Origin of the sequence: Streptomyces sp. NPDC014995, assembly GCF_043080745.1 — a bacterium.
Taxonomy (GTDB): domain Bacteria; phylum Actinomycetota; class Actinomycetes; order Streptomycetales; family Streptomycetaceae; genus Streptomyces.
Map to the genome: position 1 here is coordinate 311218 of NZ_JBIBVX010000005.1, position 21021 is coordinate 332238.

The 21021-nt window shown below is 73.2% G+C and carries 18 protein-coding genes and 1 pseudogene; 5 read left to right on the top strand and 14 right to left on the bottom strand.

Annotated elements, in window-relative coordinates:
* Positions 1-29 precede the first annotated feature (29 nt).
* Together ACF1A1_RS13140 and ACF1A1_RS13145 are read left to right on the top strand one after the other, a co-directional pair.
* Positions 30-755, top strand: a complete 726-nt coding sequence (locus tag ACF1A1_RS13140) for a FadR/GntR family transcriptional regulator (RefSeq protein WP_391999452.1) — start codon at positions 30-32, stop codon at positions 753-755.
* Between the two features lie 96 nt (positions 756-851).
* Complete coding sequence (locus ACF1A1_RS13145; RefSeq protein WP_391999454.1) at positions 852-2195, top strand: amidase; 1344 nt, start codon at positions 852-854, stop codon at positions 2193-2195.
* Positions 2196-2275: 80 nt separating this feature from the next.
* Here the strand turns inward: ACF1A1_RS13145 and ACF1A1_RS13150 are convergent, their stop codons facing one another.
* A complete protein-coding gene (locus ACF1A1_RS13150) occupies positions 2276-2449 on the bottom strand; it encodes a hypothetical protein (RefSeq protein WP_391999456.1) in 174 nt (57 codons plus the stop codon).
* A gap of 459 nt (positions 2450-2908) precedes the next feature.
* Between ACF1A1_RS13150 and ACF1A1_RS13155 the strand changes: the two genes are divergently transcribed.
* Complete coding sequence (locus ACF1A1_RS13155; protein WP_391999458.1) at positions 2909-3358, top strand: hypothetical protein; 450 nt, start codon at positions 2909-2911, stop codon at positions 3356-3358.
* Between the two features lie 54 nt (positions 3359-3412).
* Here ACF1A1_RS13155 and ACF1A1_RS13160 read toward each other — a convergent pair whose 3' ends face one another.
* The 5 genes from ACF1A1_RS13160 to ACF1A1_RS13180 form a co-directional block, all read right to left on the bottom strand.
* Complete coding sequence (locus ACF1A1_RS13160; protein ID WP_391999460.1) at positions 3413-4888, bottom strand: SDR family NAD(P)-dependent oxidoreductase; 1476 nt, start codon at positions 4886-4888, stop codon at positions 3413-3415.
* Between the two features lie 226 nt (positions 4889-5114).
* Entirely contained in the window at positions 5115-6437 is a 1323-nt protein-coding gene (locus ACF1A1_RS13165) for a wax ester/triacylglycerol synthase family O-acyltransferase (protein ID WP_391999462.1), read from the bottom strand.
* 257 nt (positions 6438-6694) lie between these two features.
* Complete coding sequence (glgC, locus tag ACF1A1_RS13170; RefSeq protein ID WP_391999464.1) at positions 6695-7915, bottom strand: glucose-1-phosphate adenylyltransferase; 1221 nt, start codon at positions 7913-7915, stop codon at positions 6695-6697.
* Positions 7916-7966: 51 nt separating this feature from the next.
* Positions 7967-9157 (bottom strand): glycogen synthase, encoded by a 1191-nt coding sequence (gene glgA, locus ACF1A1_RS13175; protein WP_391999466.1) that lies wholly within the window; start codon positions 9155-9157, stop codon positions 7967-7969.
* 38 nt (positions 9158-9195) lie between these two features.
* Positions 9196-9945, bottom strand: coding sequence for a (2Fe-2S)-binding protein (locus ACF1A1_RS13180; protein ID WP_391999467.1), 750 nt, complete (start codon positions 9943-9945; stop codon positions 9196-9198).
* 229 nt (positions 9946-10174) lie between these two features.
* On the opposite strand from ACF1A1_RS13180, the gene ACF1A1_RS13185 reads away from it, so the two are divergent.
* On the top strand, positions 10175-11440 hold the full coding sequence (locus ACF1A1_RS13185; protein WP_391999469.1) for a DMT family transporter: 1266 nt from the start codon (positions 10175-10177) through the stop codon (positions 11438-11440).
* On the opposite strand, the gene ACF1A1_RS13190 is transcribed toward ACF1A1_RS13185, so the two are convergent.
* Positions 11430-12653 (bottom strand): transglycosylase family protein, encoded by a 1224-nt coding sequence (locus ACF1A1_RS13190; protein ID WP_391999471.1) that lies wholly within the window; start codon positions 12651-12653, stop codon positions 11430-11432. The two genes, ACF1A1_RS13185 and ACF1A1_RS13190, sit on opposite strands and share 11 nt — an antisense overlap.
* 295 nt (positions 12654-12948) lie before the next feature.
* Here ACF1A1_RS13190 and gndA point away from each other — a divergent pair, with 295 nt between their 5' ends.
* The gene (gndA, locus tag ACF1A1_RS13195; RefSeq protein WP_391999472.1) at positions 12949-14388 is read left to right on the top strand and encodes an NADP-dependent phosphogluconate dehydrogenase; all 1440 of its coding nucleotides are present in this window, start codon (positions 12949-12951) and stop codon (positions 14386-14388) included.
* Between the two features lie 506 nt (positions 14389-14894).
* Here the strand turns inward: gndA and ACF1A1_RS13200 are convergent.
* The 7 genes and pseudogenes from ACF1A1_RS13200 to ACF1A1_RS13230 form a co-directional block, all read right to left on the bottom strand.
* Entirely contained in the window at positions 14895-15527 is a 633-nt protein-coding gene (locus ACF1A1_RS13200; protein WP_391999474.1) for an aspartate/glutamate racemase family protein, read from the bottom strand.
* A 3-nt stretch (positions 15528-15530) separates the two neighbouring features.
* Entirely contained in the window at positions 15531-15878 is a 348-nt protein-coding gene (locus ACF1A1_RS13205) for a GNAT family N-acetyltransferase (protein WP_391999475.1), read from the bottom strand.
* A gap of 61 nt (positions 15879-15939) precedes the next feature.
* Complete coding sequence (panD, locus tag ACF1A1_RS13210; RefSeq protein ID WP_391999477.1) at positions 15940-16359, bottom strand: aspartate 1-decarboxylase; 420 nt, start codon at positions 16357-16359, stop codon at positions 15940-15942.
* Positions 16360-16755: 396 nt separating this feature from the next.
* Positions 16756-18135 carry a D-inositol-3-phosphate glycosyltransferase gene (mshA, locus tag ACF1A1_RS13215; RefSeq protein WP_391999479.1) on the bottom strand — a complete coding sequence of 460 codons (1380 nt, stop codon included), beginning with the start codon at positions 18133-18135 and terminating at the stop codon, positions 16756-16758.
* Positions 18132-18989, bottom strand: a complete 858-nt coding sequence (gene fdhD / locus ACF1A1_RS13220; protein ID WP_391999480.1) for a formate dehydrogenase accessory sulfurtransferase FdhD — start codon at positions 18987-18989, stop codon at positions 18132-18134. The genes mshA and fdhD overlap by 4 nt, the downstream gene beginning before the upstream one ends.
* A gap of 97 nt (positions 18990-19086) precedes the next feature.
* A pseudogene (locus tag ACF1A1_RS13225) lies at positions 19087-19587 on the bottom strand (radical SAM protein); the annotation flags it as partial.
* A 49-nt stretch (positions 19588-19636) separates the two neighbouring features.
* A complete protein-coding gene (locus tag ACF1A1_RS13230; protein WP_391999482.1) occupies positions 19637-21019 on the bottom strand; it encodes an L-serine ammonia-lyase in 1383 nt (460 codons plus the stop codon).
* Positions 21020-21021 lie beyond the last annotated feature (2 nt).

Here is a 21021-nt window from a genome sequence, read left to right on the forward strand (position 1 = left end):
TGCGGCGCACCGGTGACAGGAGAAGTGACGTGGACGAGGCCGACGAGACCCCGCGGACCGGGCCCGCCGCCCCCAAGGGCACGGTGACGCAGCGCGCCATCGAGCGGATCAAGGCGATGATCGGCGAGGGTCTGCTGGAGCCGGGCCAGCGGCTGCCGACCGAGCGTGATCTCGCGGCGCAGCTGGGCATCTCCCGCAGCTCGATGCGCGAGGCGATCCGGGCGCTCACCGTGCTGGGCGTCCTGGAGGCCCGGCACGGTTCCGGGATCTACGTGACGCAGCTCCAGGCCGGCGACCTGCTGGAGACGTTCGGGGTGGTGGCCGACCTCTCGCGCGGGCCGCGAGTGGTCGAGCTGCTGGAGGTGCGGCGCGTGCTGGAGTCGACGGCGGCCGCGCTGGCCGCCGCCCGCATCACTGCGGAACAACTGGACGCCGTCGAGGGCCACTTGACCGCGATGAACGCCACGGACGACCCGGAGGAGATCCTCGCCCACGACCTGGCCTTCCACCGGGAGATCGCGGCTGCCGCCGGCAACGAGACGATGGCGGCGATCCTGGAGGGCCTGTCCTCACGCACCTTCCGCGCCCGCGTCTGGCGCGGCTACCGCGAGGAGGGCGCCTTCGCCCGCACCCGCCGTGAGCACGCGGCGATCCACCGCGCCCTGGCCGCCCGGGACCCGGAGGCGGCCCGGGCGGCGGCCGCCGCGCACGTGGGCGCGGTGGAGGAGTGGCTGCGGGCGCAGGCCGGCCCCTGAGCGGGCCCGTCTCCACCACCTCTCGACGCGGAGCCGCCGGCGCGGCACAGTTCTCCCCACGTACTCGCGAGTAGCACCCGTACACGAGGAGCCCCTGTGACCGAGTGGGTCGGCCGGACCGCCGCCGAGACAGCCGCCGCCGTACGCGAGAAGCGGGTCACCGCCCGCGAGGTGGTGGCCGGGCATCTGGCGCGCATCGAACTGCTGGACGACCGGGTGGGGGCGTTCCGTACGGTGCGGGCAGGGGCCGCGCTCGCCGAGGCGGACGAGGTGGACGCCCGGGCGGACCTGGCCGATCTGCCCCTGGCCGGGGTGCCGGTGGCGGTCAAGGACAACCTCGCGGTGCGGGGCGAGTCCACGCGCGTCGGTTCGGCCGCGACGCCGGACACGCCCGCCGGGGCCGATCACGTCACGGTGGCCCGGCTCCGGGCGGCCGGCGCCGTGGTCGTGGGGCTGACCAACGTGCCGGAACTGTGCGTCTTCGGCACCACCGAGGGGGTGCACGGCACCGCCCGCAACCCGTGGGACACCTCGCGCACGGCGGGCGGCTCGTCCGGCGGCAGCGCGGCAGCGGTCGCCGCCGGGATGGTGCCGATCGCCCTGGGCAACGACGGCATGGGTTCGCTGCGCATCCCGGCGGCCAACTGCGGCCTGGTCACCATCAAGCCGGGCCGCGGGGTGGTGCCCGCGGGGATCGGCGAGGGCGACTGGTTCGGCATGTCCGAGAACGGCCCGCTGGCGACGACGGTCGAGGACGTCCGCCTGATGCTGTCGGTCCTGGCCGGCACCCCGGTCCTGCGGCCCGAGGAGCCCGGCAGCCACCGGATCGCCGTTTCCGTGCGCAGCCCCCTGGCCGGCACCACGGTGAGCGGGCCGTACGTGGGTGCGGCGCGCGCGGCGGCCGGGCTGCTGGCGCGGGCGGGGCACCGGGTGCGGCGGGCCGAGCCGCCGTATCCGCTGTCGCTGGGCGTCACCGCGCTGGCGCACTGGACGGCGGGCACGGCCGTGGACGCCCGGGCCCTGGACGCGCGGCTGCTCAACCGGCGCACCCGGGTGCACGCAGCCCTCGGCCGGCGCTTCCTGAACGGGGTCCGCGGCGGCACCGCACGCGAGGACCTGCGCCGCCGGCTGGAGCCGTTCTTCGCGGAGTACGACGTGCTGCTCACGCCGGCGCTCGCGCGGCGCTCGCCGAAGTCGGCGCCGTGGCACGAGCGGGGCTGGCTGAGCAATGTGCTGGTGAACTCGAACTACTCGCCGCTGACACCGCCGTGGAACCTGACCGGCTGGCCGGCGACGGTGGTCCCGGTCGGGACGCTGCCGTCGGGCGCGCCCACCGCCGTCCAGTTGGTGGGGCTGCCGGGGTCGGAGGGGCGACTGCTGCGGGTGGCGGAGCAGTTGGAGGAGCTGCGTCCGTGGCGGCGGACGGCGCCGCTCACCTGAGGGGGAGCGGCAGGCGTTCCGCATGGGCGTGTCGCACGCACGCCCATGCGGCAGGCGATCGCGAGGGGTCCCGCCCGGGATCAGTCCACGCTGGGCAGGATGTGGGGCTCGGCGAGGTCGTCCTCGTAGCCCGCCAGGCGGATGGGGGCCGAACGGGCCCACACGTCGAGGCTGCGGATGTCCCCGGGCCGTCGGCCCGCGCGCTCCGTGCGTTCCTTGGGGCGCTGCTCGCGATTCGTCGTCTCCGGTGTCACCGCGCACTCCTTATGTGTCGGGTCACCCTCGGGCGTGCCGGTCGGTCGGCGGTCCGGCGCCCGACGCGTCCCAGGGGTCTGTCTGAAAGCAGTTCGGACGCGGTGGCGCCGGTAACTCCGAGGAGACCAGGCCGTTGTGAACCGGCTTGTCCCATGACGGACCGTGGGTGTGGGTGGCACTCCGTCCTGCTGTCCGTCTCCTACAGATTAACCAAATGAGCGGGGGTCCGCTCGATAGGGCTGAAAATTTGGGGTAACCATGGCACGTCACGCACGTGTCGTCGCACGTGAATTGAAACCCCTCGCCCGTCCGCCCACCCGTTGAGCTTCACCCGGACGGACTACGGCGGTGCTCTCCGCCGCCGTGTCGTCGCACAGTTCAGGTGGCGTTGGCCCCGTCGCAAGGTCGCCATGATCTGCTGACGTACCGCTACGGCTGTCTCGCGGGAGGACTGACGCATGGAGCTGCGCGGCGTCGAGGAGCTGATGGATCTGCTGCGCGCGGGGCGGGGCGTGTGGGACGCCCCGGAGCACCGCGGGCACGGGGTCGACCTGCACGACCACGCGCTGCGGACCGCCGCGCTGCTGCGCCGAAGTCACCCCGCAGACAAGGAACTCCAGGTCACGGGTCTCGTCCACCCCGTCGGCCGGCTGCTGGGGCCCGTGGACGTCGCGGGCCGGGCCGAGTGCGCCGCCGACGCCGTACGGCCGCTGCTCGGTGAGCGGGTGGCGCGGCTGCTGCGGCGGTACCCCTGGCACGGTCCGGCGGCCGACGACGACCTGCTCAGCCTGCGGCAGGCGGACGAGGACGGGCGGGTCGCCGGGTTCGACGCCGGCGTGCTGGAGGACTGGCGGACGGTCCTGGAGCTGGTGGCGGCGCGCAACGCGCGGCTGGGGGCCGTCGACTGAGCGTCCGGCGGCCGGTACGCGGCCGCCGGTGCCCCGCCAACGGCCGCCTGCCGCCTACCACTTGCCGGGCGCGTAGTCCTTGAGGAAGACGCCGTACAGGTCCTCGCCGGCCTCGCCGCGCACGATCGGGTCGTAGACGCGGGCCGCGCCGTCGACCAGGTCGAGCGGGGCGTGGAAACCGGCCTCGGCGAGGCGGATCTTGTCCGGGTGCGGGCGCTCGTCGGTGATCCAGCCGGTGTCGACGGCCGTCATCAGGATGCCGTCCTTGTCGAACATCTCCTGGGCGCTGGTGCGCGTGAGCATGTTCAGGGCGGCCTTGGCCATGTTGGTGTGCGGGTGCCCCGCGCCCTTGTAACCGCGGTTGAAGACGCCTTCCATCGCGGAGACGTTGACGATGTACGTGCGCTTCGCCGGCGAGGCCGCCATCGCCGGACGCAGCCGGCTGATCAGGATGAAGGGGGCCGTCGAGTTGCAGAGCTGGACCTCCAGCAGCTCGACCGGGGTGACCTCCTCGACCGTCTGGATCCAGCTGTTGGTGTCGTGCAGGTCGGGGACGAGACCGCCCGCGTCGATCGCCGTGCCGGCCGCGATCCGCTCCAGGGACGCCGAGCCCGAGACCAGCGCCAGGTCGGTGACCTCCTGGGCGGTCAGGGCACCGCCCCCGGCGACCGGGAGCGCCGCCACCGCGCCGGAGCCGAAGGTGCCGATCACCTCGGCGGCGGGCAGCTCGCCGGCCGGCAGCGGGGCGGACTCGGCGGCGACCAGCTCGCTGTAGGCCTGCGGGGAGCGCCGTACGGTCTGGGCCGCGTTGTTGATCAGGATGTCGAGCGGTCCCTCGGCGGCGACCGAGTCCGCCAGGGCGACCACCTGCGCCGGGTCGCGCAGGTCGATGCCGACGATCTTCAGGCGGTGGATCCAGTCGGCGCTGTCGGGCTGGGCCTTGAAGCGGCGGATCGCGTCGTTGGGGAAGCGGGTGGTGATCGTGGTGTGCGCGCCGTCGCGCAGCAGGCGCAGCGCGATGTACATGCCGATCTTGGCGCGGCCGCCGGTGAGCAGGGCGCGCTTGCCGGTGAGGTCGGCGCGGGCGTCGCGCCGCATCCGGTTCTCCGCGGCGCACTCCTGGCAGAGCTGGTGGTAGAAGTAGTCGACCTCGACGTACCGGGTCTTGCAGGTGTAGCAGGAGCGGGGGCGCTGGAGTATCCCCGCGATCTTCCCCTCCTCGGTGACCGACGACGGCAGGACGCCCTCGGTCTCGTCGTCGATGCGCTGGGCGGACCCGGTCGCGGTGGCCTCGGTGACCGCCTTGTCGTGGGCGGTCTTCGCGGCCCGGCGCTCCTGGCGGCGGCGCTGCTTGACGGTGCGGTAGATGCCGGCGGTGGCCCGGCGCACCGCGATCGCGTCCGGGTGGTCGACCTCCAGCTTGTCGAGTTCCTCGAGCACACCGAGGCAGACGGCGAGCCGCTCCGGGTCGATGCCGGGCCCGTACACGACCTCGTCCATGGTCGCCGAGCCGTCCTCTGTCACCGTCATCGCGCTGCCGTTCCCTGCTCACCCGTGCGGCGCTCCGACCGCGCCCGCTTTCGAACGGGGAAGTGTACGGAGCGCCGGGCCACACCTCCAAACCCGCTCGCGTGTGAACCGCAGGGGGGCGCCGGTGGCGAGGGTGCGGGCGCGCGCAGGCCCGAAGGGCCGAGCACGGTCGTGCTCCCGCCACCGGCCGGCGCCCCCCGGAGGTGAACGAGCCGGAAAACGGTGCTCACGAGCCGCAGGCCGTGAGGAGCGTCTCCACCTCCGCGGACAGCGCCCGTGCGAACCGGTCGAGGTCGGGGACCGCCTCGGCATCGGCGACCAGGCCGAAGTGGACGCGCCCGCGGTAGGTCGAGATCGCCACCGCCAGGGACTGGCCGCGGGCGAGCGGGGCGTACGGGTAGACCTCGGTGACCGGGTTCCCGCCGAGCTTCAGCCCGAAGCTCGGCAGCGGCACGCTGGTGACCAGGATGTCGAACCAGAGCCGGGCCGCCTGGCTGACCAGCGGTCCGCCGAGGCGGTGGCCGAGGGCGGGGACGTGGTCGGCCAGCAGAGCGACGGCGCCCGCCCCCCGGCCCGGTCCGGCGTCCTTGTTGCGGTCCATGGCGGTGCGGACCGTGGCGAGCCGGCCCAGCGGGTCCGGGTCGTCGACGGGAAGCCTCATCAGGTACCCGGAGAGCCGGTTGCCCTGCGGGTGCGCGGTGCGCGGGCGGCGCTTGGAGACCGGGATGAGCGCGCGCGGCGCCACGCCGTCGCTGCCGTCGCCGCGCTCGTCGAGCCAGCGGCGCAGGGCGCCGGCCACGACCGCGATCAGCACGTCGTTGACCGTGCCGCCCACGACCTTGCGGACGCGGTGCACGTCGTCGAGGTCGAGGACCACGCCGGCGGTGCGCCGGGTTCCGGTGGGTCCGGCGGTGAGCGCGGCGGTCGACTGCCGGGCGAGGGTGTGGACGGCGACGGAGGCGCCGATGTCGAGCGCGCGGCCCACGTCGGACAGGGCGCCGCGCAGCAGCCCGGGGAGCCTGCGTACGTCGGGCAGGGAAGGACGGGCCGGGTCGGCCGGCCGGGGCCGGGGCGGGGGCAGGTCCATCGGGTCCAGGACGGCCGCGGCGAGCGTCAGCGCGCGCAGGCCGTCGGCGAGGGCGTGGTGGAACTTGAACAGGACGGCGAAGCGGCCGGCCTCCTCCCCCGGCAGGACGTGGGCCTCCCACGGCGGGCGGCCCCGCTCCAGCGGGCGCTCCATGAGCCGGCCGGCCTCGGCCTGGAAGTCGGCGGCCGGCGCGTGCAGCCGGACGTGGTTCAGCGGGTCGAAGTCCGGGTCGGGTTCGCGCACCGCGCCGCCGAAGGCGGGGGGCTGCCACACGTCCCGGATCCGCATGCGCAGTCCGGGGACGGCGGCCGCCCGGGCGGCGAGCAGGTCGGCCGCGTGGGCGCCCGCGGTGGGCGAGAGCGCCGAGAAGACGCCGAGCGCGCCGAGGTGCATCGGATGCTCGGGGGACTCGATGTTCCAGAACGCCAGGTCGAGAGGTGCCAGCAGATCATCAGCAGTCACGGGCTTGCCTCGCGTCGACGACGGGTGAGACAGCAGTCAATCTCTCCGGGCGATTACGGTCAAGTACGATCAGGCTACACACAGTTAACTGTCGATTAAGTCTGTCGAAAACACCATCGACGCCAGGAAGCCAGATCGAACACGACACCTGCCCGGGCCACGCCCCTGCTCACCCACGACGCCTGCCGGCCTACGGCACCTGCTGACCATGACGGCGGCCGACCTGCGACCCCTGCCGACCCATGACGCCGGCCGGACTACGGCACCTGCTGGTCCTTCCCGAGAGCGATCACTCCGCCCTTGGACACCGAGTACAGCTCCGCGTCCCGCTCCGGGTTCACGCCGATCGTGGCACCGGGCGGGACCTCGACGTTCTTGTCCAGGATCGCCCCGCGCACCACCGCGCCCCGCCCGATGTGGACGTTGTCGTGCAGGATCGAGCCCTGGACGACGGCCCCCGGATCGACCACGACCCCCGGTGACAGCACGGAGCGGGTGACCTGCCCGCGGATGAGGCAGCCCGCGCTGATGATCGACTCCCCCGCGATGCCGCCCGCGTTGAAGCGGGCCGGGGAGAGCTGGTAGGAGTGCGTGTAGATGGGCCAGCTGCGGTTGTAGAGGTTGAACGCGGGGCGCTCGGCGATCAGGTCCATGTGGGCGTCGTAGTACGCGTCGAGCGTGCCGACGTCCCGCCAGTACCCCTGGTCGCGGGTGGTCTCGCCGGGTACGTGGTTGTCGCTGAAGTCGTACAGCCGGGCCTCGCCGCGCTGGGTGAGCTGGGGCAGGATCGAGCCGCCCATGTCGTGCACGGAGCTCTCGTCCTCGGCGTCGCGCTGGAGTGCCTCGATGAGGGCCTTGGTGGTGAAGATGTAGTTGCCCATCGAGGCGAACACGGTCTCCGGGTCGTCCGCGAGGCCGGGCGGGTCGGCGGGCTTCTCCAGGAAGCGCTCGACGGTCTGCCCGTCCGAGCCCGGGGTGATCACGCCGAAGGACGAGGACTCGGTGCGCGGCACCCGTATGCCGGCCACCGTCACGCCCGCCCCGCTGTCGATGTGCTGGGTGAGCATCTGGCGCGGGTCCATCCGGTAGACGTGGTCGGCGCCGAACACGGCGACGTACTCGGGCCGCTCGTCGTAGATCAGGTTCAGCGACTGCAGGATGGCGTCGGCGCTGCCGAGGTACCAGCGCGGGCCGAGCCGCTGCTGGGCCGGGACCGGGGTGATGTAGTTGCCGAGCAGGCTGGACATCCGCCAGGTGGTGGTGATGTGCCGGTCCAGCGAGTGCGACTTGTACTGCGTCAGCACGCAGATGCGCAGGATGTCGGCGTTGACGAGGTTGGACAGCACGAAGTCGACGAGACGGTAGGTGCCGCCGAAGGTGACCGCGGGTTTGGCGCGGTCCGCTGTGAGGGGCATCAGACGTTTGCCCTCGCCGCCCGCCAGCACGATCCCGAGGACCGAAGGCCCACCACGACGCATGGCCGCTCCCCTCATCCTGGTTGAACCATGATTGCCCCCGCGCGGGGCTCCCTACGCCTGTTTGACGATCTCCTCGTACAGCCGGACCGTGCGCCGCGCCACCGCGTCCCACCCGAACTCGCCCACCGCGCGGGCCCGTCCGGCCTCTCCCATCCGGCGGGCGGCCTCCGGGTCGCCGAGGACGGAGTCCAGCGCCCGCGCGAGGCCCGCCTCGAACTCCTCGCCCCCGTCGCCCCCTTCGCCCTCCCGCCCCACGGGAACCAGCAGGCCGGTCACCCCGTCCTCGACGACCTCGGGGATGCCGCCGACCCGGGAGGCCACGACGGGCGTGCCGCAGGCCATCGCCTCCAGGTTGACGATGCCGAGGGGCTCGTACACCGACGGGCAGACGAACACGGCGGCGTGGGTGAGGAGTTGGATGACCTCCGGACGCGGCAGCATCCGCGGGATCCAGTGCACCCCGTCCCGCGCGCGGCTCAGCTCCTCGAACAGCTCGCGGAACTCCCGGTCGATCTCGGGGGTGTCGGGGGCGCCCGCGCACAGCACGACCTGGGCCGCCGGGTCGATGTCCCGGACGGCGCGCAGCAGATGCGGGACCCCCTTCTGACGGGTGATGCGGCCCACGAACAGCACGTACGGGCGGGACGGGTCGAGGCCGGTCCGGGCGAGGGCGTCGGTGCCGTGGTCCGGCCGGTACAGGGCGGTGTCGATGCCGTTGTGCACGACGTGGACCCGGTTCGCGTCCAGCGCCGGGTAGCAGGCGAGGATGTCGTCGCGCATCGCGCCGGAGACCGCGATCACCCCGTCGGCGGCCTCGACGGCCGTCCGCTCGGCCCAGCCGGACAGGGCGTATCCGCCGCCGAGCTGTTCGGCCTTCCAGGGGCGCAGGGGCTCCAGCGAGTGGGCGGTCAGCACGTGCGGGACGCCGTACAGCTCCTTGGCGAGATGGCCGGCGAGGTTGGCGTACCAGGTGTGGGAGTGGACCAGTTCGCGGCCCTCGAGGGCGGCTGCCATGGCGAGGTCGACGGAGAAGGTGCGCAGGGCGTCGTTGGCCCCGTCGAGGGCGGACCAGGGGCGGTGGCGCAGGACGCCGGCCGCCCTGTCCGCCGAGGAGACCTCGCCCCAGCAGTGCACCTCGAGGTCGACCAGCGCGCGCAACTCGCGGGCGAGGAACTCGACATGGACGCCCGCGCCGCCGTACACGTCCGGGGGATACTCCCGGGTCAGCAGTCCCACTCGCACCCGGAACCCCCAATTCTCCGTGACCGGTCACCTCATGGTCACCCAGACGGGGCGCGCGGGGAAGAGCGCGGGGGTCGTACGAAGCAGCAGTCGCCGCACACCCCCGCCCCCGGCAGCCGGTAGTACAGACAGCAGCTGCGGCGTCGGAAGGCGGTACCGGTGAGGGTGCCGGTGGCGGCGAGCAGGGGGTGGGCGAGGAGCTCCGCGGTGAGGGCGCGGGAGCGCGCGCGGACGTCCGTACGGCCGTGGACGCGCGCCCACTGGTCCAGCTGCCGGGCCGCGCCGGCCAGCGCCGAGGCGGCGTTGCCACGCAGGAGACCCGGGGCGAGCCGGTGGCGGGTGCGCAGGGCCTCGGCCAGCGGTTCGAGGTGGGCATGGAGCACGGAGTCGGCCAGGGTGGCCGCGTCCGCGGGCCGGGCGCGGACCTCCGTCAGCCACAGGTCGTCCGGGGCGCTGCCGTCCGGGTCCCAGAGCAGCAGCCGCGGGTCCAGGTCGGGCAGCTCGCCGTACAGGGCGGCGCAGCCGAGCGCCACCGACCACAGGCGGGCGGCGAGGCCCTGCTGGGCCACGGAGGCGGCGATCCGCGTCTCGGGCGCGCGCAGGGCGCGGGCGACCTTCCGGACGCGGAAGGTGAGGGGATGTCCGTCACCGTCCGGCGACGCGGCTGCGTAGGCCTCCGCGAGCGTCGGCAGGGGCCGGGGCGCCTGACGGGCCGTGGGCGCGGCGGTGCGCAGGGCGAAGAAGCCACCGAGCGGGCGGAGGGCGGCGAGTTGGGGGTCGAGGTCCACGAAGGGCAGTAGTACCAAGGCCGGCCGCAGGAGCGACCGGCGGGATGCGGCGTGCCCATCACCCACCTTGGGGAGGACTGCGGGCCGGTCGTACTCCATCGGCAGTATGACCCAATGCGTGCTCAGGGACGACGACGGGAACAGATCGACAAGGCATCGTGTTGCTCATGAGAGCAGACCGTTCGCCGCGCCGGGCCCCGGGCCCCAGCCTCACGCAGAGGAGCAGCTCATGAGCGCCCTCGCGTTGTCCGTGGTCCTGTCGCTCGTCTCGGCCGTCGCCTACGCGGCCGGGGCGATCGTGCAGGAGCAGGTCGCGGTGTCCTCGCCCGGCGAACAGTACGCGCCGCTGCGTCGGCCGGGCTGGTGGGCGGCGGTCGCGCTGAACGGACTCGGCGGGCTGCTGCACGTCGTGGCGCTGGCCTACGGTCCGCTGAGCCTGGTGCAGCCGCTGGGCGCGCTGACCATCGTGGTCGCGCTGCCGATGGCGGCCCTGTTCGTGGGCCGCAGGGCCGGGGCCACGGCCTGGCGGGGCGCCATCATGGCGACGGTCGGTCTGGCCGGTCTGCTGTCCCTGGTCGGCGCCTCGGAGGCGCAGTCGCTGAGCACGCCGCAGCGGGTGGCCGCGGCCGTCGTCACCTGCGGCGCGGTCGTGGCCCTGATGATCGCCGGGCGGGCCGCGCACCGGCACCCGGCGGTGCGCAGCATGCTGTTGGCGACCGGGTCCGGCATAGCCTTCGGCATGTCGTCCGTGTTCACCAAGACCGTCGCGGTCGACTGGACCGGCGGCGTCTCGACGGCCGACCTGCCCTCCCTCGCCGTGATCGGCCTGCTGGCCACGGCCGGCATGCTGCTGTCGCAGGCCTCCTACCGGAGCGGCGGCCTCACGGCCCCGCTGGCCACGCTGACCGTGGTGAACCCGGTGGTGGCGGCCGCCGTCGGCATCACGATGTTCGGCGAGACCTTCCGCTACGGCAGCACGGGCACCGCGCTCGCCCTGAGCTGCGGTGTGGTGGCGGCCGGCGGCCTGATCCTGCTGACGACCGAGCGGCTCGCGGGCGAGCAGCCGCGGCGGGCGCCCGCCGCGCAGACGGCCGGCCCGGCGAGCGCGGCCGGACTGCCCGGCGGGTTCCCGCGGCAGCCGGTCGAGCCGGTCGCCAGGCGTCGGGAAGAAGCCCGTGGACGTGGAGAGGCCTTGGAAGAGGCGCTCGAAGAGGCCCTGGAAAAGGCCCTGGACGTCCGGGCAGGCGCCCGGGAGGGCCTTCGGGAGAACGTGCGGGCGGACGTGCTCGTACCGGCACAGGCCCGGGAGGAGCCGGTGCCGGTGGCGAACGTGCGGGCGGACGTGCTCGTACCGGCCCAGACCCGGGAGGAGCCGGTGCCGGTGGCGGAGCCGTCCGCCCCGCCCGGACCGCTGCCCCTGTACGGGCCGTTCTACGGCGGCCCGTACGTCCCGATGCCGGTCCTCGACCGGCGCCGCGTGCGGATCAGATCCTGACGCCGCCGGCCCGCAGATAGGCCACCGGATCGATGTCCGTCCCGAACCCGGGTCCCGTCCGCACCTCGAAGTGCAGATGCGGGCCCGTGCTGTTGCCCGTGGAGCCGGAGCGGCCGATGCGCCGGCCGGCGGCGACCGACTGCCCGTCCCGTACCGAGATGGCCGAGAGGTGCGCGTACTGCGAGTAGCGGCCGTCGGTGTGCCGGATGACCACCTGGTAGCCGAAGGAACCGCCCCAGCCCGCGGTCACCACCGTGCCCGCCGCGACGGCCTTCACCGACGTGCCGGTGGGAACCGGGAAGTCGACGCCCGTGTGGTAGCCCTTCGACCAGGAGGAGCCCCTCGCGTGGTACGCGGTGCCCGTGCCGGCGGCGACGGGAGCGACGAGCGAGCGGGCGGTCGACGTCTTCCCGGTGGCCTTCTCCTTGTCGGCCTTCCCCGTGTCGGCCTTCTGCTTGCCGGCTTTCTGCTTGCCGGCCTTCTCCTTGGTGGTCTCCTTGGTGCCTGGGGAGGCCTTGCCCGTCCCGGAGCCGGAGGTGCCGCCCGGGGTCGTGGCCGTCGCGCCGGCCTGGCCGCGCAGCTTCAGCCGCTGACCCGGCACGATCAGGTCGGGATCCGCTCCGATGGCCGCCCGGTTGGCGGCGTACAGCCGCTGCCAGCCACCGCGCACCGCCTGCTCGTCGGCGATGCCGGAGAGGGTGTCGCCGCGCACGACCGTGTACATCTCGGCGGTGCCCGCCCGCGACTGGGGCGTGGTCTGCGGCTGTACGTCCTTCAGCGAGCTCTTGGCCGGCTTCGCGGAGGTGCCGCCCGGGTGGATGTCGGGGGTGTCGCCACCCCGGGCGAGTCCGGCGCGGACCGAGCAGGCCGGCCAGGCGCCGGGTCCCTGGCCCTCCAGCACCTTCTCCGCGACGGCGATCTGCTGGTCCCTGGTGGCGAGATCGGCGCGCGGCGCGTACCGGGTGCCGCCGTACGCCTCCCAGGTGGACTGGGTGAACTGCAGGCCGCCGTAGTAGCCGTTGCCGGTGTTGATGTCCCAGTCGTTGCTCGACTCGCAGGCGGCGACCTTGTCCCAGGTGTCCACGTCGGCGGCCTGCGCGACGCCGGTACCGATGAGCGGGAGGGCCATGCCGGCGCCGCCCGCCGTGACGGTGAGCGAGGCCCGGTTGATCCTGTTCGGCTGATACCGGCGGTGCCGGCCGCGTACGGCCATGAAGGTCCCCCTCGACATGCGTCAGGAGCGGCAAAAGTAAGGGCCCTCAACCGGCCAGGACAAGACGACAATCGGCCGCCCTGTCTCAACTCGACCGGGAATCGCCCCCTGTTGCGCGGCCTTGTAGCACAGAGGGCCGCCGCTGCGCACCCGCTCCGGGACGGCGCGCGGTCAGGACGTGCGGCCGGCGCACCGGCGCGTCAGGATGGCCGGCGGGGCGCGACGGGCGGGACGATCGGCACCACCGGAACAGGACGAGCACAGGACGAGCACAGGACCCTGAGGAGCCAACCGTATGAGCACTACAGCCCAGATCGGCGTCACGGGACTCGCGGTCATGGGCCGCAACCTCGCCCGTAACTTCGCGCGCAACGGCTACACGGTCGCGGTGCACAACCGGACGGCGGCGCGCACGCACGCCCTGGTGAAGGAGTTCGGGCACGAGGGCGACTTCGTCGCGGCCGAGACCGCCAAGGAGTTCGTGACGGCGCTGGAGCGACCCCGCCGTCTGGTGATCATGGTGAAGGCCGGGGAACCGACCGACGCCGTGATCCAGGAGTTCGCCCCGCTCCTGGAGCCCGGCGACATGATCATCGACGGGGGCAACGCGCACTTCGCCGACACCCGGCGCCGGGAGCGCGAACTGCGCGAGCGCGGCATCCACTTCGTCGGCACGGGCATCTCCGGGGGCGAGGAGGGCGCCCTGCACGGGCCGAGCATCATGCCGGGCGGCTCGAAGGAGTCGTACGAGTCGCTGGGGCCGATGCTGGAGAGGATCTCCGCGAAGGCGGCGGACGGGGCGCCCTGCGTGACGCACGTCGGTCCCGACGGCGCCGGGCACTTCGTGAAGATGGTCCACAACGGCATCGAGTACGCGGACATGCAGCTGATCGGCGAGGCGTACCAGCTGCTGCGGGACGTGGCCGGTTACTCCCCCGCCGAGATCGCGGACGTCTTCCGCACCTGGAACACCGGACGCCTCGACTCGTACCTGATCGAGATCACGGCCGAGGTGCTGTCGCACGTGGACGCGGCGACGGGCGAGCCGTTCGTGGACGTGGTGGTGGACCGGGCGGAGCAGAAGGGAACCGGCCGCTGGACCGTGCAGATCGCGCTGGACCTCGGCGTGCCGGTGTCGGGCATCGCGGAGGCCGTCTTCGCGCGCTCGCTGTCGGGGCACGGGACGCTGCGGGAGGCCTCGCGGGGGCTGGCCGGCCCGAAGCCTGCCGCGCTGGACAGGGCGGAGGCTCAGGCCTTCGCGGACCGGGTGGAGCAGGCGCTGTACGCCTCGAAGATCGTGTCGTACACCCAGGGCTTCCACGAGATCGCCGCGGGCAGCGAGGAGTACGGCTGGGACATCGACCTCGGCGCCGTCTCCGCGATCTGGCGCGGCGGCTGCATCATCCGGGCGGCCTTCCTCGACCGGATCCGCGCCGCGTACGACGCCCGCGCGGACCTGCCGAGCCTGCTGTCGGACGAGACGTTCGCCTCCGAGATCGCTGCCGCGCAGGACCCGTGGCGCGAGGTGCTGGTGTCCGCGACGCTCCAGGGGGTGCCCACGCCGGGGTTCGCGGCGGCGCTCGCCTATTACGACGCGTTGCGTGCCGAGCGGTTGCCCGCGGCGCTCACCCAGGGGCAGCGGGACTTCTTCGGGGCGCACACGTACCGGAGGGTGGACCGGGAGGGGGCGTTCCACACCCTGTGGGGCGGGGACCGGTCGGAGGTCGGTGCGTAGCGCCCAGGGGTGTGGTGCGGTGGGCGGCGGTGTCGCGCCGCCCACCGCCTGTTCCTGTTCCTGTTCCTGCTTCTGTTCCTGTTCCTGCTTCTGTTCCTGCTCGTGCTTCTGTTCTGTTTCTGTCTCTGTTCCTGTCGGCTCTCGGCTGTTCCTGTCGGCTCTCAGCTGAGTGGAGGGCCCGGCTCCGGGTTGGGGACCGGTTCCGGTCCCGGGGGGATCGGGGAGGGGGAGGGCTCCGGCGGAGGCGGGCCCGGGTGCGGTGGGGCCGGGGGTGGGGTGGGGTCCGGGCCCGGGGGTGGTTCGGGCGGTGGCACCGGGCTGGGGTACGGCTCCGGGCCCGGCGTCGGCGGGGGCTGGACGGGGTCGGGGTACGGGTTGGTCATCGTGTCCTCCGGCCATTGGTGAAGCTTGGCTCTGGACTACTCCCCCGCGTACCCGCGGGCGGCGCCGACAGTCACCCTGCGGTGGCAGCGCGTGCGCCCGCCCGGGCCTCTCCGGTCGCGGGCTCAGCCGCGCTGCGCTGCCCGGGCGCCCGCCGCCAGGCCGGGGCGGGGGCTGCTCAGGACCGGTACCGGGGTACGCGTCAGTTGCCGGGCGGGGGCCATGGAGGCCTGGGCGAGGACGATCGCGTCGGCGTCGCGGACCGCGTCGGCCGCGTCGGCCACGAGACGGGCACAGCCCTCCGTGTCGCCGGCCGCGAAACGGGCCCAGGCGCCGTCGACCAGGATCCGGCGGACGGTGACGGGCCGGGCCGCGCGGCGCGCCTCCTCGGCGATCAGCTCGGCGGTCGGGGCGACGGTGCTCTCCACGGTCGCCAGGACGACGACGCGCGGCCCGGCGGCCACCGCGGCGGCGGCCATCGGACGGTCCACGCGCACCACCGGGACCCGCGCGCCGGCCGTCTCCGCCACCGCGCCGAGGGTCGAGCAGGTGCACAGCACCGCCCGGGCCCCCTCGGCGACGGCGCGCGCCAGCACGGCCCGTACGTCGTCCGCGACCGCTTCGGGGCTCCGTGCGCGGGCCCGGGCCAGCAGGTCCTCGTCGACGAAGTGCCGTAGTTCCAGGCCGGGGTGGTCCTCGTCGCGCAGGGCGTCGAAGACCGGGACGTGGACGGGTGAGGTGTGCAGGAGGGCCAGCATCCGTCAGAACCTGCCGGGGTGGGCGCGCAGCCAGTCCTTGGCCGCCGCGAGCAGGCCGGGATCGGCCGCCGGGGCCTCCTCGGGGTGACGCCCGGCCCACTTCACGACGTACGGGCACAGCGGAGCGACGGGGGTTTCCTCGCGTGCGGCGATGGTGTACAGCTCACGGGCCAGGGAGCCGGCGATGCCCTGGCCCTCGTGGGCCGGTTCGACGATCGTGTGCACGGGGACCAGGGCGCGCCCGGGCGACTGAAGTACGAAGTACTCGATGCGGCCCACGACCTCGCCGTCCTCGCCGAGGGCTTCGAGGCGGCCGGCCGCCCGGTCGTCGCGGATCCGGATGTCGCTCATGGGCACGCTCCTGGTGCGATGGGTGCGGTGGACGACGCGGTGGTCGCGGTGGCAGGGACGGTCAGACGGACACGGCCTGCGGGTTGCGCTCCTGGTCGGAGCCCGGCACCGGCTCGGCGGGGTCGGCGCCCAGGGCCACGATCCGGTTGTCGCGGTCCACGTGCACGACCCGCGGCTTCAGGGTCCGGGCCTCCGCGTCGGTCACCTGAGCGTAACTGATGATGATCACCAGGTCTCCGGGATGCACGAGATGGGCGGCGGCTCCGTTGATCCCCACGACACCCGAGCCGCGCTCGCCCTCGATGACGTACGTCTCGAGCCGGGCCCCGTTGGTGATGTCGACGATGTGCACGAGCTCGCCGGGCAGCAGGTCGGCGGCGTCGAGGAGATCGGCGTCGATGGTCACCGATCCCACGTAGTGCAGGTCGGCCTGGGTGACGGTGGCGCGGTGGATCTTGGACTTGAACAGAGTACGCAGCACTTTGGACTCCTGTAAGACGGCTCCCTGCCTACTTTGTGCAGGTCAAGGGCGGTCTTCACTGTACACCGGCACGCGTCGGAGTCGATGATTGTGAGGAACATCGCTTCACTCTGGCGAGCAGGCTCCCTACCTGGGCTTCCGCGCGAACCAGGTGGTTGTGACATCGCCGACCATGCACCTACTCGGACACTCTTCGCGGAATGCGCCAGGACTGATACTGACGAAACACTGACTTAACTGACGTAACGTCAGGGCCGGGAAGACATAGGCGGGTCACTTCCCAGGAGCAACCGACGTCCAGGCGGCCGAAGCAGTCGTGCGCCCGCTGGACGGCCGCGGTGACGGCGGCCTTGTCGGTGACGTCCAGGGTCGGGGGAAGGATCGCCTCGCCGTGCGTCAGGGCCGTTCCGGCCGGCCGGCCACCGGCAGAAGTCCGCGCTCTTGCAGGGCCGCCGTGTACACATCCGCGGTCGCCGCCGCGGCCGTGGCCCAGCCGAAGGACCGGGCGTGCTGCACCGCGGCCTCGCTCATGCGGGCGAGGCGGGCCGGGTCGGCGGCGAAGCCGTACAACGCCCGTGCGTAGTCCGCCGGGTCGTGCCCGGGTACGAGGACGCCGCTCACCCCGTCCCGTACGGCCACCGGCAGGCCTCCGACCTCGGCGGCGATCACCGGGGTGCCGCAGGCCTGCGCCTCGACGGCCACCAGGCCGAAGGACTCGCTGTGGGACGGCATGACGAGCACGGACGCCGCCCGGTACCAGTCGGCGAGCTGGTCCTGGCCGACCGGCGGCCGGAACAGCACCACGTCCGAGATGCCGAGGCAGGCCGCCAGTTTCTGCACCCCTTCCGGCCTGGCCAGGCCGCTGCCACTGGGCCCGCCCACGACCGGCACCACGATCCGCTCACGCAGCCACGGCCGCTCCTCCAACAGTCCGGCCACCGCGCGCAGCAGGACGTCCGGCGCCTTCAACGGCTGTATGCGGCCCACGAACAGGGGGATCAGCGCGTTCTGCGGGAGGCCGAGGCGGGACCGCGCCGCAGCCCGGCCGGCCTCGACACCACGGGCGTCGGGCCGGAAGCGTTCCAGGTCCACACCGGGGTGGACGACGGCGACCCGGCCGGTGTCGGCGCCGTAGTGGCGGAGGAGTTCCCCCGCCTCCTTCTCGGTGTTCGCTATCAACCGGTCGGCAGCCCGTACGACTTGGCTCTCGCCGACCACGCGGGCCGCGGGCTCGGGGGCGTCACCCTCGGCGAGGGAGGCGTTCTTTACCTTGGCCATGGTGTGCATTGCGTGGACGAGCGGAACACCCCAGCGCTCGGCGACGAGACGGCCGACGTGGCCGGAGAGCCAGTAGTGGGAGTGGACCAGGTCGTAGTGGCCGGGCTGCCGGCCGGCCCAGGCCCGCGTCACGCCGTGCCCGAAGGCGCACAGCTGGGCGGGCAGATCCTCCTTGGCCAGGCCCTCGTAGGGGCCCGCGTCGACGTTCCGGACCAGGACGCCGGGCGCGAGTTCGACCCTCGGCGGGAGTGCGGCGGAGGTGGCCCGAGTGAAGATCTCCACCTCGATGCCGATCGCGGCAAGGCGCTTGGCGAGCTCCACGATGTAGACGTTCATCCCGCCGGCGTCTCCGGTGCCGGGCTGATGCAACGGTGAGGTGTGCACGCTGAGCATCGCGACGCGGCGGGGGCGGTGCGGGGCGCCGAACGGCCGCAACCGGGACGGACCGACGGGGCTGCTGCCGTGGGTGCGGCTGTAGAGGCCCTCGAGCCGGGTCACGTACCGGCTCCCGCCGTCGCCCTGGCTCGCAGGTCGAGGCGCCGCTCACCGGCGTACACATTCATGGAGCCGCCGCGCAGGAAGCCGACGAGCGTCAGCCCGGTCTCCGCGGCCAGGTCCACGGCGAGGGAGGACGGTGCCGAGACCGCCGCCAGGACCGGGATGCCCGCCATGACCGCCTTCTGCACCAGCTCGAAGGAGGCCCGCCCGGAGACCAGCAGAATGCTGCGGGACAGCGGCAGTCGGCCGGACTGGAACGCGCGGCCGATCAGCTTGTCGACGGCGTTGTGCCGGCCGACGTCCTCCCGCAGGTCCAGCAGTTCGCCCTCGGGCGAGAACAGTCCGGCGGCATGCAGTCCACCGGTCCGCTCGAACACCCTCTGGGCGACCCTCAGTTGGTCGGGCAGGGCAGCCAGCAGATCAGGGGTGACCCGGACCGGGGGCGTGTCGGCGATCGGCCACCGCGCCGTGGTCCGTACGGCGTGCAGACTCGCCTTCCCGCACAGTCCGCACGACGACGTGGTGTACACGTTCCGCTCGAGCGTGATGTCGGGCACCGGAACGCCGGTGGCGAGCTGCACGTCGACCACGTTGTAGGTGTTCGAACCGTCCTCCGTCGCGCCCGCGCAGTACACGATGGTCGCCACCTCCTCGGCCCGGCCCACGACGCCCTCGCTCACCAGGAACCCGGCGGCGAGCGCGAAGTCGTCCCCGGGCGTGCGCATGGTGATCGCCAGCGGCTTGCCGCAGAGCCGGATCTCCAGTGGCTCCTCCGCCACCAGCGTGTCCGGGCGCGTGCTCACGGCACCGTTCCGCACCCGGACGACGCGCCGTCGCTCAGTGACCCGTCCCATCGCCTCACTCCAGCTTTTGTCTGTGGACGTCGTTGCGCTCTACCCCCGGGGCGTCAGCCCCCGATGGCCGACATCGGCCGGTCGGGCTGGAGGAAGGGTCGTCGTTCAGTCCGGGCATCAGGACGGCCTTCACCGGGGTGAGCCCGGCCGCGCGAGCCGAGGCCAGGCCCTGAAGCACGTCGTGGTGGCGGTCCCGCCGGGTCAGAGCCTTGAAGGCGGCGGGGCGCAGTGGGTCCAGCGAGACGTTGACCCGGTCCAGGCCGGCGCGTTCGAGGGCTTCGGCGGTCCGCCCCAGGCCGATGCCGTTGGTGGTCAGCGACAGCCTGGGGCGCGGTGCGAGAGCGGCGCACCGCTGGACGATCCCGACGAGACCGGGGCGCAGCAGCGGCTCGCCGCCGGTGAAGCGGACCTCCTCGACGCCGAGGTGAGTGACCGCGATCCGGACCAGCCGCACGACCTCGTCGTCCGTGAGCAGACCGGGCCTGGGCAGCCACGGCAGACCCGCTTCCGGCATGCAGTACGTGCGGCGCAGGTTGCACCGATCGGTAAGCGAGACCCGCGGGTCGGTGGCGACGCGACCGTAGGTGTCGATGAGCATGGCTGCGGCCCTTTCTCCTGCTTCGCCCCTGTCCCGCCCGTCCGGCGCCTCAGCACTCGATGACGTTGACGGCCAGGCCGCCGCGGGCGGTCTCCTTGTACTTGACCTTCATGTCGGCGCCGGTCTCCTTCATGGTCTTGATGACCTTGTCGAGGGAGACGTGGTGGCGGCCGTCGCCGCGCAGCGCCATCCGGGCGGCCGTCACCGCCTTGACCGCGGCCATGCCGTTGCGTTCGATGCACGGGATCTGCACCAGGCCGCCGACCGGGTCGCAGGTCAGGCCGAGGTTGTGTTCCATGCCGATCTCGGCGGCGTTCTCGACCTGTTCGGGGCTGCCGCCGAGGACCTCGGCGAGCCCTCCGGCGGCCATGGAGCAGGCGGAGCCGACCTCGCCCTGGCAGCCGACCTCGGCGCCGGAGATGGAGGCGTTCTCCTTGAAGAGCATGCCGATCGCCCCGGCGGCGAGCAGGAAGCGGACGATTCCGTCCTCGTCGGCGCCGGGCACGAAGTCGAGGTAGTAGTGCAGGACGGCGGGGATGATGCCCGCGGCGCCGTTCGTCGGAGCGGTGACGACACGGCCGCCCGCCGCGTTCTCCTCGTTCACCGCCATCGCGTAGAGGGTCACCCACTCCATCGCGCGGCCCGCCCGGTCCCCCTCGCTGCGCAGGGCCCGAGCCGCCGCCGCGGCCCGACGACGGACCTTCAGGCCACCGGGGAGGATGCCCTCGCGGCCCAGACCCCGGGAGACGCAGGCCTGCATGACCCGCCAGATCTCCAGCAGTCCCGCGCGGATCTCCTCCTCGGTGCGCCAGGCCTTCTCGTTCTCCAGCATCAGCGCGGAGATCGACAGGCCGGTCTCCTTCGTCAGGCGCAGCAGCTCGTCGCCCGTGCGGAACGGATGGGTCAGCACCGTGTCGTCGGGCTTGATGCAGTCCGCGCCGACCGCGTCCTCGTCCACGACGAAGCCGCCGCCCACCGAGTAGTACGCCTTCTCCAGCAGCGGCACACCGTCGGCGTCGTAGGCGAAGAGGATCATGCCGTTGGCGTGGTACGGCAGCGAGCGCCGGCGGTGCAGGACCAGCTGCGTCGAGACGTCGAAGTCGATCTCGTGGGCCGGGCCGATCTCGGCACCGAGGAGGCGGATGCGTCCGGTGCCGCGGATCCGCTCGACGTCCAGGTCTGCCTGCGCGACGTCGACCGTGTGCGGCTCGTTGCCCTCCAGGCCGAGCAGCACCGCCTTGGGGGTGCCGTGGCCGTGGCCGGTGGCACCGAGGGAGCCGAACAGCTCCGCCCGTACCGCGGCGGTCTGGGCGAGCACGCCGTCCTGCTTCAGCCTGGCCACGAACATCCCGGCGGCGCGCATCGGGCCGACGGTGTGCGAGCTGGACGGGCCGATGCCGATGGAGAACAGGTCGAAGACGCTGATTGCCACGC